General features: G+C 71.0%; 15 protein-coding genes. 5 read left to right on the top strand and 10 right to left on the bottom strand.

Features of this window, described 5'->3' with window-relative positions; genetic code table 11:
* Window positions 1-2 precede the first annotated feature (2 nt).
* Entirely contained in the window at window positions 3-722 is a 720-nt protein-coding gene (locus tag ACQ7HM_RS03490) for a MerR family transcriptional regulator (protein WP_434214836.1), read from the bottom strand.
* Window positions 723-824: 102 nt separating this feature from the next.
* Between ACQ7HM_RS03490 and ACQ7HM_RS03485 the strand changes: the two genes are divergently transcribed.
* The 4 genes from ACQ7HM_RS03485 (at window position 825) to ACQ7HM_RS03470 (ending at window position 5,724) form a co-directional block, all read left to right on the top strand.
* Window positions 825-1,796, top strand: a complete 972-nt coding sequence (locus ACQ7HM_RS03485) for an alpha/beta hydrolase fold domain-containing protein (RefSeq protein ID WP_434214835.1) — start codon at window positions 825-827, stop codon at window positions 1,794-1,796.
* Between the two features lies 1 nt (window position 1,797).
* Window positions 1,798-2,682, top strand: coding sequence for an SDR family NAD(P)-dependent oxidoreductase (locus tag ACQ7HM_RS03480; RefSeq protein WP_434214834.1), 885 nt, complete (start codon window positions 1,798-1,800; stop codon window positions 2,680-2,682).
* 5 nt (window positions 2,683-2,687) lie between these two features.
* Window positions 2,688-4,226 carry a flavin-containing monooxygenase gene (locus tag ACQ7HM_RS03475; protein WP_434214833.1) on the top strand — a complete coding sequence of 513 codons (1,539 nt, stop codon included), beginning with the start codon at window positions 2,688-2,690 and terminating at the stop codon, window positions 4,224-4,226.
* Window positions 4,227-4,326: 100 nt separating this feature from the next.
* Window positions 4,327-5,724 carry a hypothetical protein gene (locus ACQ7HM_RS03470; protein ID WP_434214832.1) on the top strand — a complete coding sequence of 466 codons (1,398 nt, stop codon included), beginning with the start codon at window positions 4,327-4,329 and terminating at the stop codon, window positions 5,722-5,724.
* A gap of 80 nt (window positions 5,725-5,804) precedes the next feature.
* Here ACQ7HM_RS03470 and ACQ7HM_RS03465 read toward each other — a convergent pair whose 3' ends face one another.
* The 4 genes from ACQ7HM_RS03465 to ACQ7HM_RS03450 form a co-directional block, all read right to left on the bottom strand.
* Window positions 5,805-6,902, bottom strand: coding sequence for a PDR/VanB family oxidoreductase (locus ACQ7HM_RS03465; protein WP_434214831.1), 1,098 nt, complete (start codon window positions 6,900-6,902; stop codon window positions 5,805-5,807).
* Window positions 6,903-6,958: 56 nt separating this feature from the next.
* A complete protein-coding gene (locus ACQ7HM_RS03460) occupies window positions 6,959-7,864 on the bottom strand; it encodes a metal-dependent hydrolase (protein ID WP_434214830.1) in 906 nt (301 codons plus the stop codon).
* Window positions 7,865-7,875: 11 nt separating this feature from the next.
* The gene (locus ACQ7HM_RS03455; protein WP_434214829.1) at window positions 7,876-9,645 is read right to left on the bottom strand and encodes an SDR family oxidoreductase; all 1,770 of its coding nucleotides are present in this window, start codon (window positions 9,643-9,645) and stop codon (window positions 7,876-7,878) included.
* A 65-nt stretch (window positions 9,646-9,710) separates the two neighbouring features.
* Entirely contained in the window at window positions 9,711-10,796 is a 1,086-nt protein-coding gene (locus ACQ7HM_RS03450) for a cellulase family glycosylhydrolase (protein WP_434214828.1), read from the bottom strand.
* A gap of 205 nt (window positions 10,797-11,001) precedes the next feature.
* Here ACQ7HM_RS03450 and ACQ7HM_RS03445 point away from each other — a divergent pair, with 205 nt between their 5' ends.
* Window positions 11,002-12,810 (top strand): hypothetical protein, encoded by a 1,809-nt coding sequence (locus ACQ7HM_RS03445; RefSeq protein ID WP_434214827.1) that lies wholly within the window; start codon window positions 11,002-11,004, stop codon window positions 12,808-12,810.
* Window positions 12,811-12,896: 86 nt separating this feature from the next.
* On the opposite strand, the gene ACQ7HM_RS03440 is transcribed toward ACQ7HM_RS03445, so the two are convergent.
* From ACQ7HM_RS03440 to ACQ7HM_RS03420, 5 genes are read right to left on the bottom strand one after another with little or no spacing between them, the layout of a single operon-like run.
* The gene (locus ACQ7HM_RS03440; protein WP_434214826.1) at window positions 12,897-14,063 is read right to left on the bottom strand and encodes a beta-xylosidase; all 1,167 of its coding nucleotides are present in this window, start codon (window positions 14,061-14,063) and stop codon (window positions 12,897-12,899) included.
* Window positions 14,060-15,433, bottom strand: coding sequence for an O-antigen ligase family protein (locus ACQ7HM_RS03435; RefSeq protein ID WP_434214825.1), 1,374 nt, complete (start codon window positions 15,431-15,433; stop codon window positions 14,060-14,062). The genes ACQ7HM_RS03440 and ACQ7HM_RS03435 overlap by 4 nt, the downstream gene beginning before the upstream one ends.
* Window positions 15,430-16,557 carry a glycosyltransferase family 4 protein gene (locus tag ACQ7HM_RS03430; protein WP_434214824.1) on the bottom strand — a complete coding sequence of 376 codons (1,128 nt, stop codon included), beginning with the start codon at window positions 16,555-16,557 and terminating at the stop codon, window positions 15,430-15,432. Before ACQ7HM_RS03430 ends, ACQ7HM_RS03435 begins: the two co-directional genes overlap by 4 nt.
* The gene (locus tag ACQ7HM_RS03425) at window positions 16,554-19,919 is read right to left on the bottom strand and encodes an oligosaccharide flippase family protein (protein WP_434214823.1); all 3,366 of its coding nucleotides are present in this window, start codon (window positions 19,917-19,919) and stop codon (window positions 16,554-16,556) included. Before ACQ7HM_RS03425 ends, ACQ7HM_RS03430 begins: the two co-directional genes overlap by 4 nt.
* A complete protein-coding gene (locus tag ACQ7HM_RS03420; RefSeq protein WP_434215620.1) occupies window positions 19,916-20,839 on the bottom strand; it encodes a glycosyltransferase family 4 protein in 924 nt (307 codons plus the stop codon). The genes ACQ7HM_RS03425 and ACQ7HM_RS03420 overlap by 4 nt, the downstream gene beginning before the upstream one ends.
* Window positions 20,840-21,087: the final 248 nt, after the last annotated feature.

Raw genomic sequence — 21,087 nt, 5'->3', positions numbered from 1 at the left:
CACTAGCTCCCGAGGTAGTCCTTCAGCTCTTCGGCCAGGGTGCGGTCGAGCGCACGGTTGAGCGCGTTGTGTGCGGTCTTCGTGGCCACGGCTCGCATCTCGGTGACGAGGACCGCGGCCCACTCCGACTCCTCGTCGCCCCGAGGGATCCATCCGTCGCCGCGCCGGGCCACGAACTCGTCACGCGCCGCGGAGATCAGGGTCTGCGCTGCGCCGTCGAGATTCTGGTCGAGTTTGCCGAACACCGTGATGAGCGAGCGCAGTGCCAGACCCAGCTCGATCAGTCGGCCCATGCCGTAGACGGTGTCGCGGTCGATCAGGATGTAGTCGTCGCCGTCGCGCTCGATGAGTCCGAGGTCGACCATCGCGGTGTAGTCGGCGGCGTCGGAGGACCCGAGGATCGACTCCAGGGCCTCGGCCGAGATGCGCTCGGTGGGGGTCTTCGCCCACGGCTCGGCGAGGATCTCCTCGATGCCCAGCACCTGGGCGAGGCCGTCGCCGCGCTGCATCCCACGGATGAAGTCGGCGATGTGTCGCGCGGTGAAGCCGCGCTTGAGAAGGTTGTTGATGAGGGTCAGACGGGCCAGGTGATTGTCGGTGTAGATCGCGATGCGACCACGCTTCGCGGGCCGGGGTAGCAGCCCCCGGTCCTGGTAACCACGCACGTTGCGCGTGGTCGTCCCGGCGGCGCGCGCCAGGTCGTCGATCCGATACTCAGTCATCAGCGCAGAAGCATACCGCCAGGTACGCCACTGCCATCAGCGTTTGTCTCATGATCAAACGTGACATTGACAAGTGTAACCATCTGTGGTGATCTCGTCGGCGTGAGAAGTTCCCTCCGATCACGGGCTCTGGTCACCTCGACCTCCCTGTGGTTGCCCCCGCTCGCCGACCGCGTCCCCGCCACTCCGCAGGGCGTGCGCTTCACCCGACGCCTGGTCGCCACGACCATGCGGCTCGGTGGTCGGGTGCCCGCCGGCACGCAGGTCGACCGGGTGCGGACCGGCGCCCCCGACGGCGCCCCGATCCGCGGCGAGTGGGTGCGTCATCGCCGTGTCGCCGACACCCGCCGGGTCATCCTCTACGTCCACGGCTCGGCGTTCGCGATCTGTTCGGCCGCCACCCATCGGGCGCTCGTGGCCCGCCTGTCGAAGGCGACCGGACTCGCGGCGTTCAGCGTCGACTACCGCCTGGCCCCCGAGCACCTGTTCCCGGCCGCGGCCGACGACGTGGCCGCGGCCTATCGCTGGCTGCTCGCGACCGGACACGACCCCGGCGACATCGTCCTCGCCGGCGACTCGGCGGGCGGTCACCTCATCCTCGACCTGCTCGCCTGCAACGCCCGTGACAGCGAGCCCCAGCCCGGCGCGGTGGTGATGATGTCGCCGCTGTTCGACCTCACCCTGGCCTTGGCCGCCGAACGCGAACGCGTACGCCGCGACCCGATGATCTCCGCCGGTGCCGCCGCCCGCCTGGTCGGCCACTACACGCGCGGCGCCGATCACGACGGCCCGCGACTACGACTCGACCTGGCGAAGGGATCGGTGCTCCCGCCGATGCTGGTGCAGGCCGGTGGCGCCGAGATGTTGAGCGCCGACGCACGCAAGGTCGCCGAGGTCGTCACCGCGGCCGGTGGCCGATGCGAACTGCAGATCTGGCCCGGTCAGATGCACGTCTTCCAGGCCTTCGACCGCCTGATCCCCGAGGCCGACCGTGCCGTCGCCGCGGCCGCGGTCTTCGTCGCCGGCGCGTTGCGGCGCGACCACCCGACCACCACCCACAGACGGAGCGCATGACATGGGACGGACCCTTCCCCGCACACGCCAGGCCCGAGCGGTCGTCACCGGCGCCGGCAGCGGCATCGGCCGCGCCTTCGCCCTCGAACTCGCCCGCCGCGGCGGACAGGTCGTCTGCTCCGACATCGACCGCGACCGCATCGCCGAGACCGTCGAGATGATCGAGCGCGCAGGGTCGGGAACGGCGCACGCGGTGTTCTGCGACGTCTCCCGTACCGACGACATCGACGCCCTCGCCGAGCGCGCCGAGGAACTGCTCGGCGGACCGACTTCGCTCATGATCAACAACGCCGGCGTCGGCATCGGTGGGAAGCCCGTCGGGGAGATCGGGCTCGAGGACTGGCAGTGGGCGCTCGGGATCAACCTCTGGGGCATGGTCTACGGCTCGGAGAAGTTCGTCCCACAGCTGCGGCGTGCCGGCCGCGGCGGACTGATCAACGTCGCCTCGACCGCGGCGTTCTCCGCCGCCCCCGGCATGGCCGCCTACAACGTCGGCAAGGCCGGCGTGCTGGCGCTGTCGGAGACCATCGCCGCCGAACTCGGTGGCACCGGCCTCGCGGTCACCGTGCTGTGCCCGACGTTCGTGAAGACCAACGTCGCCGTCGACGGCCGCATCACCGCCGAGGCGGGTCGTCTCGCCGGGACCCTGATGCGATGGACCGGGTTGTCACCCGAACGCGTCGCCCGCGGCACCCTCGACGCCCACGACCGCGGACAGCTCTACGTCGTGCCCCAGCTCGACGCCAAGGCCATCTGGGCCGCCAAACGCCACCTGCCCCGGACCTACACCGCCGGTGCCGGTCTGCTGAACCGGCTGCTGCCCGCCGCGACGTCCTCCGGGGCCGCGGCACCCACGACACCCACGACCACCGCCACAGGAGTGTGACCCGCATGGCCGACGATTCGACCACCAGTCCCCGCGATCTCGCCGACGCGCCCGTCTACGAGACCGTCATCATCGGTGCGGGTTTCGCCGGCATCGGTGCCGCCATCCGGCTGCAGCAGGCCGGCGTCGAGGAGTTCGTCCTCATCGAGCGCGACACCCGCCCCGGCGGCACGTGGCGCGACAACACCTACCCCGGCGCGGCGTGCGACATCCCGTCGCGGCTGTACTCGTTCTCGTTCGCGCCGAACCCTGAGTGGTCACACACCTATTCGGGCAGCGAGGAGATCCTGCGCTACATCGACCGCATGGTCGCCGATCACGATCTGGACCGTCGCATCCGCTACCGGTCCACCGTGACCGGCGTCGTGTTCGACGAGCCCAACGGAGTGTGGGAGGTGGCGATCGAGGGCGCCGAACCCGTCTTCGCGCGCACGATCGTCGTCGCGTCGGGCCCGCTGTCGACGCCGGGTTACCCCGACATCCGTGGGATCGACGAGTTCACCGGCACACGGATGCACAGCGCCGACTGGGACCACGACTACGACTTCACCGGCAAGAAGGTCGGCGTGATCGGCACCGGTGCCAGTGCGGTGCAGATCATCCCCGAACTGGTCGAGCGGGCCGCGCAGGTGTCGGTGTTCCAGCGGACCCCCGGATGGGTTCTGCCGCGCCTCAACCCGGCGGTCAGCTCCCGAACCCGCAAGGCCTACAAGCGCATCCCGCTCCTGCAGTCGGCGGCACGCACCGCCTGGTACTGGGGCCACGAGTCGGTCGCCCTCGGTGTCGTGTGGAACTCGCCGCTCACCCGGGTCGTGGAGGCGGTGTCGAAGGCGAACATGCGTGCGCAGGTGAGCGATCCGTGGATGCGGCGCCAGCTCACCCCCGACTTCCGCGCCGGATGCAAGCGTCTGCTGATGACCAGCAAGTACTACCCGGCGCTGCAGAAGGACAACTGCCGCCTCATCACCTGGCCCATCGCGCGCATCAGCGAACGTGGCGTGCGCACCGTGGAGGGCGTGGAGCACCAGTTCGACTGCCTGGTGTTCGCGACCGGGTTCGAGGTGTCCAAGCAGGGGTCGCCGATCCCCATCACGGGTCGCGAGGGACGAGTCCTCGGCGACGAGTTCGCGCGCGGTGCCTACGCCTACCGGAGCTTCGCGGTGTCGGGGTATCCCAACCTCTACTTCACCTTCGGCCCCAATTCGGGCCCCGGACACAGTTCGGCACTGGTCTACATGGAGGCGCAGATCGATGCGATCGTGATGGCGGTCACCACGGTGCTGCGCCGCAACCTCGCGGTGCTCGACGTGCGCCGCGAGGCCCAGGACCAGCACAACGCCGACATCCAGCGTCGCCTGACGAAGACCACGTGGAACTCGGGATGCAGCAGTTGGTATCTCACCGAGGACGGTTTCAACGCGACGATGTACCCGGGTTTCGCGACCCAGTACGTCGCACAGATGCGCGGTGTCGACCTCACCAGGGACTTCACCGCGGTGGCCCTCGACGACCGCGCATCGCACGCCCGGGTGTCCCGCGTCTGAGTGATAATCTCGAGCGCGACCGACGCCGGGGGGACGGTGGCGGTCGCGTCTCGGGGGGGAAATGTCCACTGCGCACAGCGCGCCACACTCTGGTGCGGTCATGCTCGACGAATCGTTGCTGCACGAGGTGAGGCAGACGCTCGCCGCGGCCGGTGTCACCGACTGCGCCGCGTTCGTCCTCGTCGAACTCAACGAGGGCGGTCTGCGGACCGCGGTCGTCGACGCCTCGACCGGAGCGAGTCTCGTCGAACGCGGTGACGGGAAACTGTGCCCCCGCATGCTCGACCTGTCGATGGCCGATCACCTGGTCCGTACCGGTCGCGTCGAGCGCCCGGCGTCGTTCGACTGGGCGACCGAACTGATCGATCTGATGCCCGACATCCGCGCGCGGCTGGCGGTCACCGACGGCGCGTTCGCCATGGGCTCGAGCCATGTCGCGATGTTCCGCGTGTCCCGCCGCGACTACTACGCGGGTCTGCAACCCCACCTGCTCGCGGCCCAGAGCCTGTGGCAGGCAGTGGCTCTCGACTCCACGCCGCCGGTGGGCGCTCTGGTCTTCATGCCCGAGCACGAGCAGTGGCCGGGCCTGTTCCCGACGCTGACGCACCTCGCACCGATCCCCGCCGTCGCGCTGCGCGATCCCGGCCCCGACACCGCGACCCCCGCCGTCGGCGCCCGGCGCCACGAGGACCCCGAGCCCGTGCCGGCACCGCCCGTCGCGAATCCGCTGCCGCCCGCGGGCCGGCCGGTGCCGCTGCCCGTCACCGCCACGCCCGCCCCGGTCCCGGTCCCGGTGGCCCCGTCGCCGTCGCTGCCCGACCGGTCGTCGCCGCCCGTGCCGCCGCCGATCGAGGTCCTACCCGCGCCGTCCGGACACCGCGGTCATGCGGTAGAACAGGGCCATGACAGCCTCCTGCCAGGGGCCCGCCTGCCGACCGGGACCTTCCTCCCGGATCCGTCTCCGTACGCCCTCGCGGGCGCGACGGGCGAGCAGGACGTCTACCAGCCGGCCGATCTCGGCGAGCGGACACCGGCCCCGGTGCGGGAAAATCCCGACGTGATGCATGCACCCGGCCCGCGGCACTACACACCGCCCGCGCACCAGACGCGCACCTCGGTCGACGGCGCGCCCGTCGACCACCGCCGCGTGTTCATCGGCGTGGCCGCGGTCATCGGTGCCGCGGTCGTCGGTGGTCTCATCGTCGGGCTGTCGTGGCTCGGCGGCGACAGCGACAGCCCGCGCCCCGAGACGGCGGCCGCACAGGGCATGGTCGCGCAGACCTCGTCGGTGCCGGTGAGCCCGGCGCCGACCTCGCGCCCACCGCTCGACACCCGTTCCGCGCAGGCGCCGCTGCTGCGCTACACCGCGCCGCCGCCGGTCACCGCGGCCCCGACGGCACAGCCGAGCGGACCGACGCGCCGTGCGGCCCCACCGCCGCCGCGTCGGCGCAGCATCCCCAACCCCATCCCGGGATTACCGCCGATCCTGTTGCCCTGACCGCGAGTCCAGATCGAGCCCCGGCCGTCAGCTCGGCGCGACGCCTCGGTGAAGCACGTCGAGAGGGTGCGACCAGGCGATCACATCTCCAGCGTGAGATCGCCCTCGCTGCGCGAGACGCAGCTGAGCATCCAGCCCGCCGCGCGCTCGGGTTCGGTGAGCAGGGTGTCGCGGTGGTCGACGACGCCCTCGACGACGCGCACCCGACAGGTCCCGCAGAACCCCTGCTGGCACGAGTAGGGGACCGCGGGGCGGGTGCGCCGCAGCGCGGCCAGCGTCGACTCGGTGGCCGAGACCGGGACGCGTTCCCCGGTCGAGGACAGCGTCACGTCGAATGCGTGTCCGTCGAGAACCGGAGGCGGACTGAAGCGTTCGTAGTGCAGCTCGGTGTCGTCGAGGTCGCGCATCGCCGTGCGGATCGCCTCGAGCATCGGGACCGGCCCACAGCAGTACACCGCGGTCTTCGGCTCGATCGGCCCGAGGAGCTCGTCGGCCGTCGGGATGCCGCCGTCGTCGTCGGTGCGGATGGTGACGCGATCACCGTGGCTGCGCAGCTGGTCGATGAAGGGCAGCGAATCGGCGCTGCGGCCGGTGTAGATCATCGACCAGTCGAGATCGAGCCGATCGGCGGCGGCGACCATCGGCAGGATCGGCGTGATGCCGATGCCACCGGCGATGAAGCGCAGCCGCTGCGCGGGGGATCCCCGGCCGGGCAGCGCCAGCGGGAAGGCGTTGCGCGGTCCCTTGATCCGCAGGGTGTCGCCGACCCGCAGGGTGTCGTGGACCTCGATCGATCCGCCGCCGCCGGTCGGGATACGACGCACCGCGATGCGGTAGTGGGTGCGGTCGGTGGGGTCACCGCACAGCGAGTACTCCCGCATCCGCCCCGACGGCAGCAGCAAATCGAGGTGCGCGCCCGGATACCACGGGGTGAGCTCGTCGCCGTCGAGCGACTCGAACCGCAGCGACACCACGTTCTCGTCCTCGGCGACGACCGTCCGCTCGGTGATCCGCACCGTCGTGATGCCGGCGTCGGGGGGTGGGATGTGCGGTTCGCGCATGAACCGCACGAAGAACGGGTAGGCGCGGCTGAGGATCTCGACCGCCTTCATCGCCGGATCGTGGCGATAGCGGCCGTAGAGGTGGGCCGGGGTCTGCTCGAGGTCGCCGACCTCCATGCGCCCTGCCCGCTCCGGGGCCGCCGACCTCTGTGGACCCACCGCGCGCTCGGAGGTCACCGTCCCGCGCCGCGGGCCGCCGGTGAGGCGGCGAGGTAGGCGACGGCCTGTGCGGTGGAACCGATCTGGTCGGGATAGAACGCCGGCCGGAAGTAGCTGAACGTCGCGAACACGATCGACCGCAGTGTCGGCAGCACACCGGCGCGGGCGCCGCGGGCGTACTCGGTCCACATCCGGCGGTAGGAGTACTTCTGGTACGGGTCGCTCTTGGCGATGAAGCGGCTGCCCCGGTGGATCAGCAGCAGCAGCCCCAACAGGGCCATGAACATCGCGCGCCCTCGGCGCAGGTAACCGTCGCCGAAGTAGGTGGCCACGTCGTGGGCCACACAGCGGTGTTCGACCTCCTCGGCGCCGTGCCAGGTGAACAGGTCGGTCATCGCGGGGTCGGAACCGTGTGCGCGCCAGGTGTTGTTGAGTGCGAAGTCACCCAGGATCGCGGTGTAGTGCTCGATGGCCGCGATCAGCCACAGTCGCTCGACGAGGTCCTTGCGCTGGGCCTCGGGGGTCCACGAGGTCTTGGGCGAGAGCACCTTCCGGAACAGCCACTGCATCTGGCGCTGGAACGGACGCGGATCGAGGCCGTGGCGGTCGAGGAAGTCCCACAGCACCTTGTCGTGGGCCTCGGCGTGCATCGCCTCCTGACCGATGAACCCGCGCATGGTGGCGGCGAGCTCCTCGTCGGCGACGAGCGGGAGCGCCTCGTTGTAGGTGGCGACGAACCACCGCTCGCCCTCGGGGAGAAGCAGGTTGAGCATGCTGATCACGTTGGACGCCATGGGATGTCCGGGGATCCAGTGCAGCGGTGTCTTCTCGAAGTCGAACGCCACGTCGCGGGCGTGCAGGGTGACGGGGCCCGGGTCGGTGTGCGGGTCATGGGTGGGCCGCATGGACAGATCGGTCATGACGAGCTCCTCTAGAACAGCGATGTCCGCGCCATGCGGCGCGAGAGTGCGGGTAGGAATCGGTACACGCGGTAGCCCACCGAGGCCTCGATGGTCACCGGGACGACGGCGCGGTTGCGGGTGATGGCGCCGAGGATCTCCACCGCCACGCGGTCTGGGGTGAAGCCACGGCGCCGATACATGCCGTTCATCCGGTCGCGCAGGCGTTCCTGGTTGTCGCCGGTGGCACCGGCGAACTCGGTCGCCGAGATGATGTTGGTGTCGACGATGCCGGGGCAGATCGCCGAGACACCGATGTGGTGTTCGGCGAGCTCGGCGCGCAGGGACTCGCTCAGCAGCAGCACGCCTGCCTTCGTCGCCGCGTAGGCGCCGAGGCCCCGCTGGGGGGTGAACGCGGCGGCCGAGGCGAGGTTCACGATCTGACCGCCGAGTCCGCGCGCGACCATCAGCCTGCCGAACTCGCGACTGCCGGTGGCCACGCTCACGAGGTTGATGTCGACCAGTCGTCGGATCTGGGCGTCGGTGGCGTCGAGAAGTGCACCGGCCAGGCCGATCCCGGCGTTGTTGACGACGATGTCGGGGACGCCGTGGACCTCGGCCACGGTCGCGGCGAACCGTGCGAAGGCGTCGCTGTCGGCGACGTCGAGGGCGTAGGCGCGAGCCGTGCCCCCGGAGCCGGTGATCTCGTCGGCGGTCTTCTGCGCCGCGCCGAGGTCGATGTCGGCGATGACCACGTCGCTTCCCTCGGCGGAGAGAAGCAGGGCCGTCTCACGGCCGATGCCGCTGCCACCGCCGGTGATCACCGACAACGTCCCCTCGACGGCGCCGCGGGTGTCGCCGGTGACGCGGGCGCGGGCGACGGTCGCACTGGGCTGTCCGCTGACGATGGAGTCGATGAAGTCGATCGCGTTCTCGGCCAACAACTCCGGACGCGAATACGGCAACCAGTGTCCGGTCGGCAGGTCGCGTCGCCACAGCCCGTCGGTGTAGCGCGGCGTGTTGTCGAAGATGGCGCTGCGCAACGCGATGTCGCGGGTGTTGACGATCTCGAGGGTCGGCACCGTCGTCGACCGCGCGTCCGGGGAGAACAGGTGCGCGCGGATGTTCGCGCGGTAGTAGCGCAGGCCCGAGATCATGTCGTGGTGCAGCGTGGGGCCCACGGCGACGTCGCCGGGTGCGGTGCCCTCCACGCGGTGGAGGAACTGTCGCCACACCGGCGCCCATCCGAGCGCGCCGAAGAACACCTTCGGCACCACCGGGAGCTGGAACATGACGGTGTAGGCCGACGACGCGATCTGCGACAACGCCTGGCGCAGCGCGGTGGGGGTGGGGCGCGCGAGCTTCTCCCGCGCCCAGGTGCCGAGGTGGTCGAGGTTGGGCCCCGACACCGACACGAACGAGGCGATCCGGTCGGCGGCGCCCGCGGTCGTCACCGCCTCCCACGTCTGCACCGAACCCCAGTCGTGGGCGACGACGTGGGCCGGCTCGTCGGAGACGGCATCGATGACGGCGAACAGGTCGGCGGCGAGCTCGGCCAACCGGTAGGGCGCATCACCCGACGGCGCGTCGCTCTCGCCGTAGCCGCGGGTGTCGTAGGCGACCACGTGGAACCGCTGCGCCAGGATGGGCGCGACGTGGGTCCACAGGTGGTGGGTGTCGGGCCACCCGTGGACCAGCACGACGGTCGGCGCGGCGACGTCGCCGGACTCGAAGACGGCCAGCCGCACGCCGTCGCGGGTGACGGTGCGACGGCGCCACAGATCACGCTCGGAGGACTCCACGGATCTGCACGTTACACCCAGTTACAGGTACTTGGGGCACGAATCGTGCCCGAGCACCCCGTCGGTCAGCGCGGCGCCCCGCATCGCGCGAGGTAGGCGCGCAGATCGGTGTACGCGGGCTTCGGGCTCCCGTTGGAGTAGCGGAGTCCGAAGTTCTGTTCGCGGTCGAAGACGTCGGGTCCGGCGTCGCGCAGCGAGTAGATGAACACGTTGCCGACGTAGCCGAACTGCCTGGCCCGGGCGACGCCGTGGACGATCATCGCCGACTGTGCCGCCGGGCTCACCGCGTTCGTCCCCGCCCCGGTGGGCGCACCGAACTCGGTGATCCAGATCGACTTGGCGGCGTCACCACCGGCGACCATCGTCGCGTGGATGGCCGGGATCGAGTTGAAGTAGTTGTACGGGTTCGGCCGGGTGTCGGACGGGTCGAAGGGGTAGCTGTACGGATGCACCGACACCACGTTCAGGAACGGTGCCGCCCCCGATCCGTACATCGCCCGCACGAAATCGACCGGGTTCATGTTGCCGCCGCCGTTGCCCGCGCCGGTGACACTGCCGCCGACGATGAGAGCGCCGCCGTTCACGCGACGGATGGCGGTGCTCGCCGCGGCGAGCAGTTGCACGTACCTGCCCGGGTCGACCCGGGGCATGAAGAAGGCCTGCAGGTTCGGCTCGTTCCAGATCTCGTACGCCGACAACGCATTCCCGTAGTGGGAGGCGACGCGACCGGCGAAGGCGCCGAAATCGGCCGGGTTCGCCGGGACGACCTTGTCGGAGTCGACGGCGGACGCCGCGCGCGCCCACCTCGGGGTGTAGGCCACGATGCCGAGCACCTTGAGGCCCTGCGCGCGTGCGGCATTGACCAGTCGGTCGGTGGTTCCCCAGGTGAACACGCCGCGATTGGCCTCGATCGAGCTCCACGCGATGTCGATGCGCGTCCAGGTCGCGCCGAGCGCCCGCATCTGCGCGAAGGTCTGGTTCAGGTCGGCGTCGGAGTACCCGTAGATCGACGCGCCGGGGGACACACCCACCGTGGGTGCGCATCCGGCGGCGGTGGCGGCCGGGGCCGCGGCGGTGGTGGCGATGCCGACGACCGTCGCCGCGGTCATCACCAGGCGCATCCACCGTGATCGAAGTGTGAGCTGCATCATGTCCTCGTGTCTGTCATCGGAGATCGTGGTGTTCAGAGTTGTGTGCCGTCCGCGTCACCGGCGGCCGGAGCAGGAGCACGACTGGAGTGAACGCCCCCTTCGCCAGCGTGCAGTAGCATGTGGACCGGCATGACCGATCGCCCTCGGGGAGGGGGCACGGGAGCAACCGCTGGGGAGGCGTGTTGCGAGGGGGAGTTGATTTCGCATGAAGCAAAACACACGCACGCCGTCGGAGGGGAACGAGCCCACCGTAGATCTTCTCGGGCATCTGCGCGGACTGCTGAAGGTCGCGCCGATCGCGATCGTCATCGCGATCGTGGTGGCCCTGGGCGTCTTCGGATATCAGTCGGTCGCCGCGCAGCGGTATCAGGCGTCGGTGGTCGCACAGATCGTGACCCCGGGCTCCGCCGCGACCGGCCAGTCCGGCCCGACCTCGACCGATGCCGCGACCGCGGCCGGTCCGTTCGTCGCGCTGGCCTCTGACCATCAGGTTCTGGCGCAGATCGCCAAGACCTCCGGTCTCGGCCTCGACTCGTCGCAGCTGTCGGCGGACATCGTGGTCGCCGCGTCGACGGTGCCCGGCATCGTCGACGTCACCGCCGAGGCCGACTCGGCGCAGGACGCGGAGACCCTGGCCAAGGCCGTGGTGTCGACCCTCGACGCGACCTATGTGCAACGCCAGCAGTCGGCGGCCTCGGCCCCGGCGACCAACGGCATGGGTACCGGATTGCAGTCGCTCACCACGCAATTGGAGTCGCTGACCGCGCAGCTCGACGGCGTCATCACCGCCGACGGCCCCGCCGCGGGGATCCTCACCGCACTGAAGTCGCAGATCGATCAGCTCAAGGCGCAGCAACAGACCGCGGCGTCGGCCACGCAGCCGATCACCGCGGCCACACAGCGTCTCATCCTGCTGTCGCAGCCGGCCGGTGGTCCGAAGGCCGCGAGCATCCCGCCGATCGCCATCGCCGGCGTGGCCGGCCTTCTCGCACTGATCCTCTCGGCCGAACTGCTCGTGTTCGCCCGGTCGTTCCTCGGTCGTTCGGTGAACCGTGAATGGTCGCGTCGCATCGGTCGTCGTGCGCACGCCGTCGTCGACATCCCGCGTCGTGGCGAGGAGATCTCCACCTCGACACTGGCCGCCGTCGCGCGGGTGTCGGGCCCGGTGCTCATCGTGGCCTCCGAGCAGGTGCGCGGCGTCGTCGCACGCATCGTCGCCCACGTCCACGGGCGCGTCGACGGTCGCGACATCGACGACGACAACTGGACCCCCGACGAGCGCGACCACTCGCTCGCCGTCGTGGTGGTCCGCGACGGGCAGGTCGAACGTGCCCGGGTGTCGAAGGCGCTCGAGACGCTCGCGGCGTGGAACATCCCCGCGATCCTCGTGGTCGCACCGAGCGGTCGTGGGAGCTTCTCGCTGCCAGGCGGTCTCGCGGTCGCGTTCCGCAAGCCCTCCGAGGCCGGCGCGCCGTCGCGCGCCTCCTCGGCGCCGGCTCCCACCTCCGGATCGGCACCCGCGGTGACGGCGCCGGCCCCGGTGTCCGCCCCCGTCACACCGCCCCCGCCGATCACCCCGAACGATCCGGCCGCCGGATATCTGCCCTACCGGCCCCTCGCGGCCGAGGGCGCCAACGGCATGTCGGCGGTCCCGACCCGCACCACCAACGGGGTCCAGTCCACCGGTGCGACGGTGCAGTCCGGTGCGGCGCAGCAGGTGCCCGTGCAGCAGCAGGGGTCAGTCGTGGCGGAAGACGACCCGGTCGACGAGACCGCTGTGGTTCACGACGACACGGCGGTGGCCGATCAGGACCCGGACGGCAACGCCCCGTCCGAGCAGTCTGTCGAGGCCGAGGAGGACGCCGTCGCCGCGCCCGAGTCCGACTCGTCCTCCGAGTCCGACGCGGCCGAGACCGGTACTGCCGCAACGGAGGACGCCGACATCACCCCGGACGACGCCGAGGCCGAGGGTGTCGACGAGTCCGAGCGCACGCCCCAGACGACGCACAGCTGAGGCAGCCACACCGAGCGCGCCACCGCCGCCGAACCGTCTGACGGTTCGGCGGCGGTCGTATGTCTGGACCTCGTGAGCCCGCCGACTCAGCGGCAGTCGGCGGCGGCGCGGACCTCGCTGTAGGCCTTCTTGGGGCTGAAGTCGTTGCGCAGCAACCCGAAGTTGTCCTCGGCGTCGGAGCGGTCGGTGCCAGCGTCGCGCAGGCTGTAGACGAAGAACGGGCCGAAGTGTCCCCTCGACCGGGTCGACATGATCGCCGAGAACAGCGAATCGGCCTGGAACTGCTCGGACACCTTCTGCTTGTCGGTACCGCCCGTCGGGGCACCGTACTCGGTGACCCAGAGCTTCTTGGCGCCGTCACCGTTGCGCCGCATCGTGGCGTACAACGCCGGCAACTGGGCGAAGGCGTTGAACGACTTCGACGAGGAGTCCAGCGGCAGATAGGGATAGCTGTACGGGTGGATCCCGACGGCATCCCACGCCGACGAGTCGGCGACGCGATACAGCGTGCTGAGGAACCGCGTGGGCGCGATGTTGCCACCCGCGTCGACGGCGGGTGAGAGCCCGGCGGTGACGATGGTGACACCGGGGGCGGCGTTGGTGCGGATCGCGACCGACGCCGCCGACAGCATCCGGCCGTAGAGCGCGACATCGGGTGCGGGGGCGGCGAAGTTGACGATGTTCGGCTCATTCCACACCTCCCAGGCGCCGATCCGGTCGGCGTACCGGCGTGCGGCGAGACCGGCGAAGTTGCCGAACGCGGCGGTGTCGTTCGGGAGGGAGAACTCCTTGTCGAGCGCCCCCGGGAGGCGCGCCCAGGTGGGTGTCGTGTCGACGATGCCCAGGACGGTCAGACCCCGGGCCCGCGCGGCGTCGACCACGCGGTCGGTGGCGGACCAGTCGTATTGTCCGCGTGTCGCCTCCACCGAACTCCACGGCACGTCGAAACGGATCCACCCCATCCCGCCCGCGACGGTCATGTCGAGCGTCCTCGCGAGGTCGGCGTCCGACAGCGACGTGAGGCCGCTGCCCGCGGCGACCCCGATCGCGGTCTGCGGTGTGGCCGGGACACAGGTGCGGTCGATCCCGGTGTCGTGGATGCCCAGGACGCGGGCCAGAGGGGCGGGCATCACTGCCACGGTGACCCCGACGGCCACGGCGAGAAGGGCGACGACCACCAGTGCGCCGATGACCACGGTCCGCCGACGTGTTGTGGCGATCAGTCGACGGACCCCGAACCTGCTGCGGGTCACCGCAGGAGGGGAGTGGTGTCGGACGAGGTGCCGGCGGGTGCCGACTCCTCGTCGCCGAGATCGCCGGAATCGGTGTCGGCGGCCTCGGGGTCACGGCGGGGCGCGACGACCGTCGACGCCGCGGCGCCGAGCAGCAGCCAGAAGTAGGCGTCGTCGGGGAAGATCTCGAAGTACGTCGAGACCAGGGCCGCCGCGGCGACGGCGACCGCGGCCGCCGAGACACCCACGCAGAGATTGCGATCGACCGGATCGGTCGCGACACGCGAGGCCCGGACGGTGTGGAGTACCGCGACGACGAGCACGCCGACGAAGACCCACAGGGCCAACGGACCCAATTCGATCGCCACCTTGATGTAGTAGTTGTCGGGCTGGTACGGCACCGACGACGACCGGGTCGCCTTCGCGACCACCTCGGCGGCCGACCCGGTGGTCCCGAGCCCGATCCCGAAGGGATGGCCGAGGATCGAGGTGATCGAGTCGCTCCACCCCGTGCCGCGCTCACCGAGGCTGTTCGAGGACAGGAACGTCGATAGCACCGGACCGGAGAAGACGGCGGTGATCGCGGCGGCGACGATGGCGCCGATCCCCATGCCGATCAACAGCTTCCGGTAGCGATGGAACCCGATCCACACCAGTCCGATCAGCAGCCCGAGGAACGCGGCGCGGACCACGGCGGTCGACATCGCCACCAGATAGATCGGCGTGAGGACGAGGAAGACCAGGTTGCGGGGACGGCGGGGTGCGGCCACGGCGACCGCGCCGCACACCAGGAGCACGAGCATCATGAACAGCGCGAACGGGAACGGCTGGCCGAACGTGCTGAACGATCGCAGCAGTCCCCCGGCGAAGCGGATGTCTGTGTTGTACGCGAATCCCTGTGCGGCAAGGGTGTCGGCGCCCACGACCTGCTGATAGATGCCGTAGAGCCCGGTGCCGAGACCCAGCAGCATCATGATCGAGATCAGGTGGTCGCGGTCACCGGCGTCGAGGGGGCGCAGCCAGATGATGATCGGGAACACCAGGCCGTAGAAGAACGTGATCTTGATCGGGGACAGCGCGACGTTCACGGGGAGGGTCACCAGCGCGGAGACGATCCCGATCGCGGCGAAGAGAGCGAACAGGTACGCCCACGGCTGGGTGAAGCGCGGCACCGCCGACCAGCGGGTCCGGATCATCGCGCACACAGCGGTGAAGCCCAGCAGGCCTTCCTTCCACCCGTTGGGGAAGCCGGTGCCGAGCGCGAAGATCAGGATGTAGTGCAGCGGCGATATGGCCGCGAACAGCAGGACACCGCGCTGCGGTCGGATCAGGATCCACGCCGCGACAGCGAGTCCCGCGATCCCGGCGACGCCCAAGGTGGCGGTGCTCACCGTGCACCGCCGGTCGAGACCGCGTCGGTGGTGTCGACGGTGGCACCCGAGGGTGTCGTCCCGACGAGCAGGTCGAGAAGGGCGGGGACGGTCTCGCGCCGGTCGTGGTGTTCGGCGACATGGGCGTAGGCGCGGTGGACCATCGTCGCGGTGCCGCGCGGGTCGGCGGCGATCGACGAGATCGCGTCGGCGAGAGCGTCCGGATCGCCCGGGGGCACCAGCACGCCGCGACCGTCGGCCAGCAGGGTGCGTGGGTTGCCGTGGTCGGTGGCGACGACGGGCACGCCCGCGGCCATCGCCTCCATCGCCGTCAGCGGGCCGGCCTCGGGCGCGATGCTCGCCGAGACGTGCACCGTCCACTGTGCGAGCGCGTCGGTGGCGCGGACCCGTCCCGGGAAGGTCACGCGCCCTGCGAGATCGGGGTGTTCGGCACGCTGCCGCAGCGACGCGGCATACCCGACGTCGCCGGGGAACGCCTCGCCCGCGACGACCGCGGTCGCGTCGTCGAGGCGTGCGATCGCCTCGAGGAACACGTCCACGCCCTTCCACGGGGTGAGCACCGACAGGGTGCCCGCACGGACCGGATCGGTGGGCCGCGTGCCGGTGGGTGCGGTGTCGGGGATGTCGACACCGAGGCGACCGACCGCGACGTGGTCCACGAGGCCCTCGAGCGCCGATGCGGTCGTCGGCGACACCGCGACGACCCGACGGAGCAGCGGACGGCCCGCGCCGATGAACACGCGTGTCTTGCGGCTCACGACGTGGTCGTGGACGAGCCAGGCGACCGACCGCACGCCGGCGAGGCGCAGTGCGGGCAGGGTGTGGGCGGAGTTGGCGACGATCGGGGTGCCGCGGTGGGCCCGCAACGTGCGCGCCGCGACGACCATCGCGCGTGCCATCCCCCAGGCCGCGCCGGCCCGGGTGCGTCGACCGTGGTCACGGCCGAGGTGGGGGATCTCGACGTGAACGGCCCACGGCGGGAACGAGTCCGACAGCGGGCCCACCGGGCACGCCACCGACACCGACATCCCGCGCCGGTGGCACTCCGCGGCGAGATCGAGCATCACCGATTCGGCTCCCGAGCGTTGCGGCGAATGGGTCACGAAGAGAATGCTGTCTGTCATGACTGCTCCCGACCGTCGAGGGCGACCGCGCGCAGGCACTCGGTGAGCACCGCCTCGCGGACCACCGGGTGGAATCCGGGGTGGTCGCCACCGGGTGCGACCTGGACCGAGGGGCCCCGACCGCCTCGGCTGACGCTGCTCAACGCCTGCAGACCACGTTGGCTCAGGAAGTGTTCGTAGTCGCGGCTGCCGAACACGAGGTGTGTCTCGATCCCGGCCTTGGCCAACGGCCGCAGCAGGAGTCGGGGACTCTGCATGACGCCGAGGCGGGCGACGGCGTCGAACAGCGGGTACGGGGCGAAGCGCGCCACCAACGGCTTGAGCCGACCGCGCAGCGACGGCGCCGCGTCCTCGGTCGCGCCGGTGACCTCCGGCGCCAGTGGCGCGTCGCCACCCAGCACGGGGGCATCGCGTCGCCAGGTGAGTTGGTTGACCAGCACGACCCGGTCGAGCCGGTCGGGCGCGTCGTCGGCGACGTCGAGGGCGACCCGCGACGCCGACCACGACCCGGAGCAGATCCCCACGTGGGTCAGCGGTCCCGGCGTGAGCGACCGCGCGAGATCGCGGACCTCACGGGCATCGGTGATCGACATCGCCGAGTGCAGCGGCGCGAAGTCGTCGGCACGCTGCACGCGTCCGCTCTCGCCCACACCACGGCGGTCGTAGCGCACAGTGATCGCGCCCAGGCGTGCGGCCTCGACGGCGAGGTCGCGCCACAGTCGCGCGGGTCCGGTACGGATGTCGGCGGCCGTCGAGTGCACCACGAGCGCGCTGTGGCCGACGCCCTGCGCCGGTCGGGTGATCCACACCAGTGGACGGTCGGGTGCGGTGACGATCTCGGTGATCACCTCCGGCGCCGCGGCGGACCCGGGCTGCGACGGTGCACCGTCGACGACGGCCCAGGATCGCGTCCGATGCTGCACGACACGGGGTTCGGTGGGCAGCAACTGGTCGATCCAGGCGCCGATCGCGTGCACCGACTCGTGGGGCAGCTCCACCAGGAAGCTCGGCGGGGTGACGAACGCGGTCGGGTCGACGGTGCGGACCACCTCGACGCGCCCGGCGGGCCGCTCGTCGTGCAGCAGTGCGCGGGCGGGAGCGGATGCGAGATCGGCGTCGGAGGTCGCGAGCAGGACGGGGCAGTCGGGCAGCGACTCGAGCGTGATCGACATGGCCGAGAGCGCCTGTGCGGTCCGGCGATGCCACCCGGCGCCGACGATGTCGACGACGTCGTCGGTGTGGCCGCGCAGCGACGCCCCGGCCGAATCGGCGGCGACCGCCATCCGGAACAGCTGTGTCTGGCCGCGGACGAAGGTCCGTCCCCGCAGCACCGGATCCCACAGCACGAGACCGGCGAGGCCGTCGCAGCGTTCGGCGGCGGCGGTGGCGAGCAGTCCGCCGGCCCGCAACCCGACGAGGACGATCTGGTCGACACCGGTGCTGCGCACGTGGTCGACGGCGTGGACGATGCCGGCCAGCCAGTTCTCGACCGCGTCGGGCGAATCCTGGTCTCCCCACGACTCACCGGTGTGGAGATGGTCCATCCGCAGCACGACCATCCCCGACAGCGCGAGGTCCTCGGCGAGCATTCGGACGCCGCGGGTGGTGTCGATCTGTTCCTTGCCCAGAGGCGGGCACATCACGACCCCGGCCCGGGCCACGCCGGACACCGGACGGTGCACGGTGCCGAACAGCGGCGTGTCGGCGGGACCGAAGAAGGTCGGCTCGACGACGGTCGCGGTGTCGACGACGTCGGGGGCGACGATGTCGGGGCCGCCGCCGTCGGGACCCGTGCCCTGCGAACCCGGGCCGGCCGGGCCCGGATCGGTCGGGCCGGGCCCGGAGAGCATGCGGCGCGGATCGAGGCTGTCGGTGATCCCGACGACACGGGCGGCGACCGGCAGCGCCAGGGCGCCGACGGCACCGAGCACGATGCCGACCACCGAGTCGGCGGGGGAGAGCAGCGTGACCGCGGCGGTGAGCACCGCGATCAACCCGAGCAGCCCCAGCATGGTGCGCCACGGGAAGAGGTCGCCGATGGCCACCTCGCGCAGGACGGCGGCCCAGATCAGCACGCAGACGACGATCTCGGTGCCCACGGTCGCGACCGCGGATCCCTCGAACGACATCCGCGGGATCAGCACCACGTTCGCGATCACGTTGAGCGCCAACCCGAATCCGGCGATGATCGGGAACGTGCGCAGGCGGCCGGTGCTGACGAGGGTCATCACGCCGAGCAGGGTGAAGCTGCTCAGGCCGGCGCCCAGGACGAGCAGGCGGGTCGCGTTGTCGGCGTCGGCGTAGTCGGTGCCGTAGAGCAGTCGGATCAGGGGTGCCGCGGCCGGCCAGATGCCGATCACGGCCATGCCGCCGAGCAGGGTGGTGAGGACGGCGGCGTCGCGCATGCGGCCGCGGAACTCCTCGAGCCGTTCGGGCCAGCTGGCGACGAGGACGGTCACCAGCGGGGTGGTGACCGCGATGCCGATCATGGAGACGAGATCGGAGAACTTGTAGGCGATCGCGTAGTGGCCGACGGCGTCGAACGAGTCGAGCTTCGACAGCAGCGGGACGTCGATCTTGGTGAGCAACACGGTGAGTGCGAAACCGATGCTGAGCGGGAACGCCTCGCGCAGCATCTCCGACCAGCGCCAGATCTCGATGCGTTTGGCGGGGCGGAAGCCGAGTCCGCCGCGGTGCAGGACCACGCCCTTGGAGATGAGCGAGACCAGTTCGAAGAGCACGGCGGGGATGACGACCACCAGCAGGACCGGCGCCACGACGACCGCGATGACGGTCGCAGCGAGCTGCACGATCTGGCTGAGCGACTCGATGACCGAGACCACGGTGAGTTTGAGGCGGCTCTGGTAGAGCACGGTGAGCGAATGGCTCGGCGTGGCGATGACGACGACGAGCCCGGCGATGGCGGTGGCGGTGACGACCACGCCCGGGTAGTTCGCGAGCACGACGAACCCGACGGCGGCGGCGTACCCGATGAACCCGAGTCCGAGGCGCAGGGCGATGAACGAACTCGCCACGAGCCGCGTCTCGCTCTCGCTGTCGCCGACGAGGCGGCTGAGCACGACACGACCGACCCCGAGGTCGGTGATGACGCTGAGCACCCCCAGCAGACCGAACACGAAGGAGTACTGGCCCCACTCCTCGCTGCCCAGGGACCGGGCGATGGCGATGCTGCCCGCCCACCCCAGTGCGGCGACGACGAAGCGCCCCAGCAGCATCGAGCCGATGTTGCGGCCGATCGACCCCTTCGGTGTGGGCGTGGACGGACCCGATCCCCCCGGTTGCGGCGCAGGGACCTCGGCCGCGCCGGTGCCCCCCGGCCGGGTGTCGAGTGCCGCGGTCACCGGGTGCTCTCGTAGACCTCGAGAGTCGCTGCGGCGGTGGCCTCCCAGCTCAGCGCGCCGGCCGCGATCGGACCCCGTTGGCGCAGATGCGCGTTCGTCTCGGGCGCGGCGGCCTCGCGGAGCGTCCGGGCCCACGCCAGCGGGCCGTGGCCGGCGACGAGCAGTGCGCCGTCGGCGACGACGTCGGGCAGCGCGCCGACGGCACTGGCGACGACGGCACCGCCACAGGCCATCGCCTCGATCGGCGGGAGGCCGAAACCCTCGTAGCGTGAGCAGTACGCGGTGACGGTGGCCGCCGCGTAGAGCGCGGGGAGGTCCTCGGTCGCGACGTATCCGAGGCCGTGGGCCGATGCCGGTGCGTCCGGTCCGGTGGATCCGGCGCCGGCCAACACGAGCGGGATGCCGGCCTCGGCGCAGGCCTCGGCGAGCAGCGCGACGTCCTTGCGCGGTTCCACGGTCCCGACCTGCAGGACGAATTGCTCGGGCAGGTCGAGACGGGTGCGGACCTCGGCGACCGCCTCGGCGCTCGGCGGGGTCGCCCACGACGCGGGGGCCAGCGGGATCACATGTGCGCCCCGACCGAAGATGTCGGCGATCCGCTCGGCGGTGAACGACGACACCGCGATGAGCACGTCGGCGCGGTTCAGTGCCCGCCACAGCAGGGCGCGTTCACCGCGGGCCCGCAGCGCCGACGACGCCCACGGGGTGTCGAACACCGACAGGTCGTGCACCGTCGACACCGTGACCCCGTCCCGCATCAGCGGCAGGTCGACGTCGAGGGAGTGGAAGACCCGCCCGGGCGTGTGCACCGGCCGCAGACCCGAGAACGCCCGACGCACACCGGAACTCACCGGTCGGGTCAGCGGCTCCACCGACGTGGGCAACTCGCCGACCGCGTCGTCCTGGACGACCGCGGCCATCGACAGTTTCGGTGCGAGGGCGCTCGCCGCCGCGACGAGCTCACGGGCGTAGGTCTGCACCCCGCTGCCGCCGGGTCGCAGCGCCAGCGCACCGAACACCACGTCGTGGGTGTCGGTCGCCCGAGCTGTCGTGGTCGACACCTCGGGTCGGTCGGTGGTGGGCCGTACCGATGCCGGGGTCACCGAGATCGGGGCAGCGGAGGCGTGGGCGGAAGAAGTCATGGCGGTGATGGTCATTTCGGCCGGGG

Source organism: Williamsia sp. MIQD14 (assembly GCF_051025635.1).
Lineage (GTDB): Bacteria > Actinomycetota > Actinomycetes > Mycobacteriales > Mycobacteriaceae > Williamsia_A.
This window is presented reverse-complemented; position numbering and strand designations above follow the sequence as displayed.

What these genes read in the sequence shown, in the direction of transcription:
- ACQ7HM_RS03490 (WP_434214836.1), bottom strand. Translation starts at nt 722, where the DNA reads ATGACTGAGTATCGGATCGACGACCTGGCGCGCGCCGCCGGGACGACC.
- ACQ7HM_RS03480 (WP_434214834.1), top strand. Translation starts at nt 1,798, where the DNA reads ATGGGACGGACCCTTCCCCGCACACGCCAGGCCCGAGCGGTCGTCACC.
- ACQ7HM_RS03445 (WP_434214827.1), top strand. Translation starts at nt 11,002, where the DNA reads ATGAAGCAAAACACACGCACGCCGTCGGAGGGGAACGAGCCCACCGTA.
- ACQ7HM_RS03475 (WP_434214833.1), top strand. Translation starts at nt 2,688, where the DNA reads ATGGCCGACGATTCGACCACCAGTCCCCGCGATCTCGCCGACGCGCCC.
- ACQ7HM_RS03430 (WP_434214824.1), bottom strand. Translation starts at nt 16,557, where the DNA reads ATGACAGACAGCATTCTCTTCGTGACCCATTCGCCGCAACGCTCGGGA.
- ACQ7HM_RS03420 (WP_434215620.1), bottom strand. Translation starts at nt 20,839, where the DNA reads ATGGCCGCGGTCGTCCAGGACGACGCGGTCGGCGAGTTGCCCACGTCG.
- ACQ7HM_RS03465 (WP_434214831.1), bottom strand. Translation starts at nt 6,902, where the DNA reads ATGGAGGTCGGCGACCTCGAGCAGACCCCGGCCCACCTCTACGGCCGC.
- ACQ7HM_RS03470 (WP_434214832.1), top strand. Translation starts at nt 4,327, where the DNA reads ATGCTCGACGAATCGTTGCTGCACGAGGTGAGGCAGACGCTCGCCGCG.
- ACQ7HM_RS03450 (WP_434214828.1), bottom strand. Translation starts at nt 10,796, where the DNA reads ATGATGCAGCTCACACTTCGATCACGGTGGATGCGCCTGGTGATGACC.
- ACQ7HM_RS03460 (WP_434214830.1), bottom strand. Translation starts at nt 7,864, where the DNA reads ATGACCGATCTGTCCATGCGGCCCACCCATGACCCGCACACCGACCCG.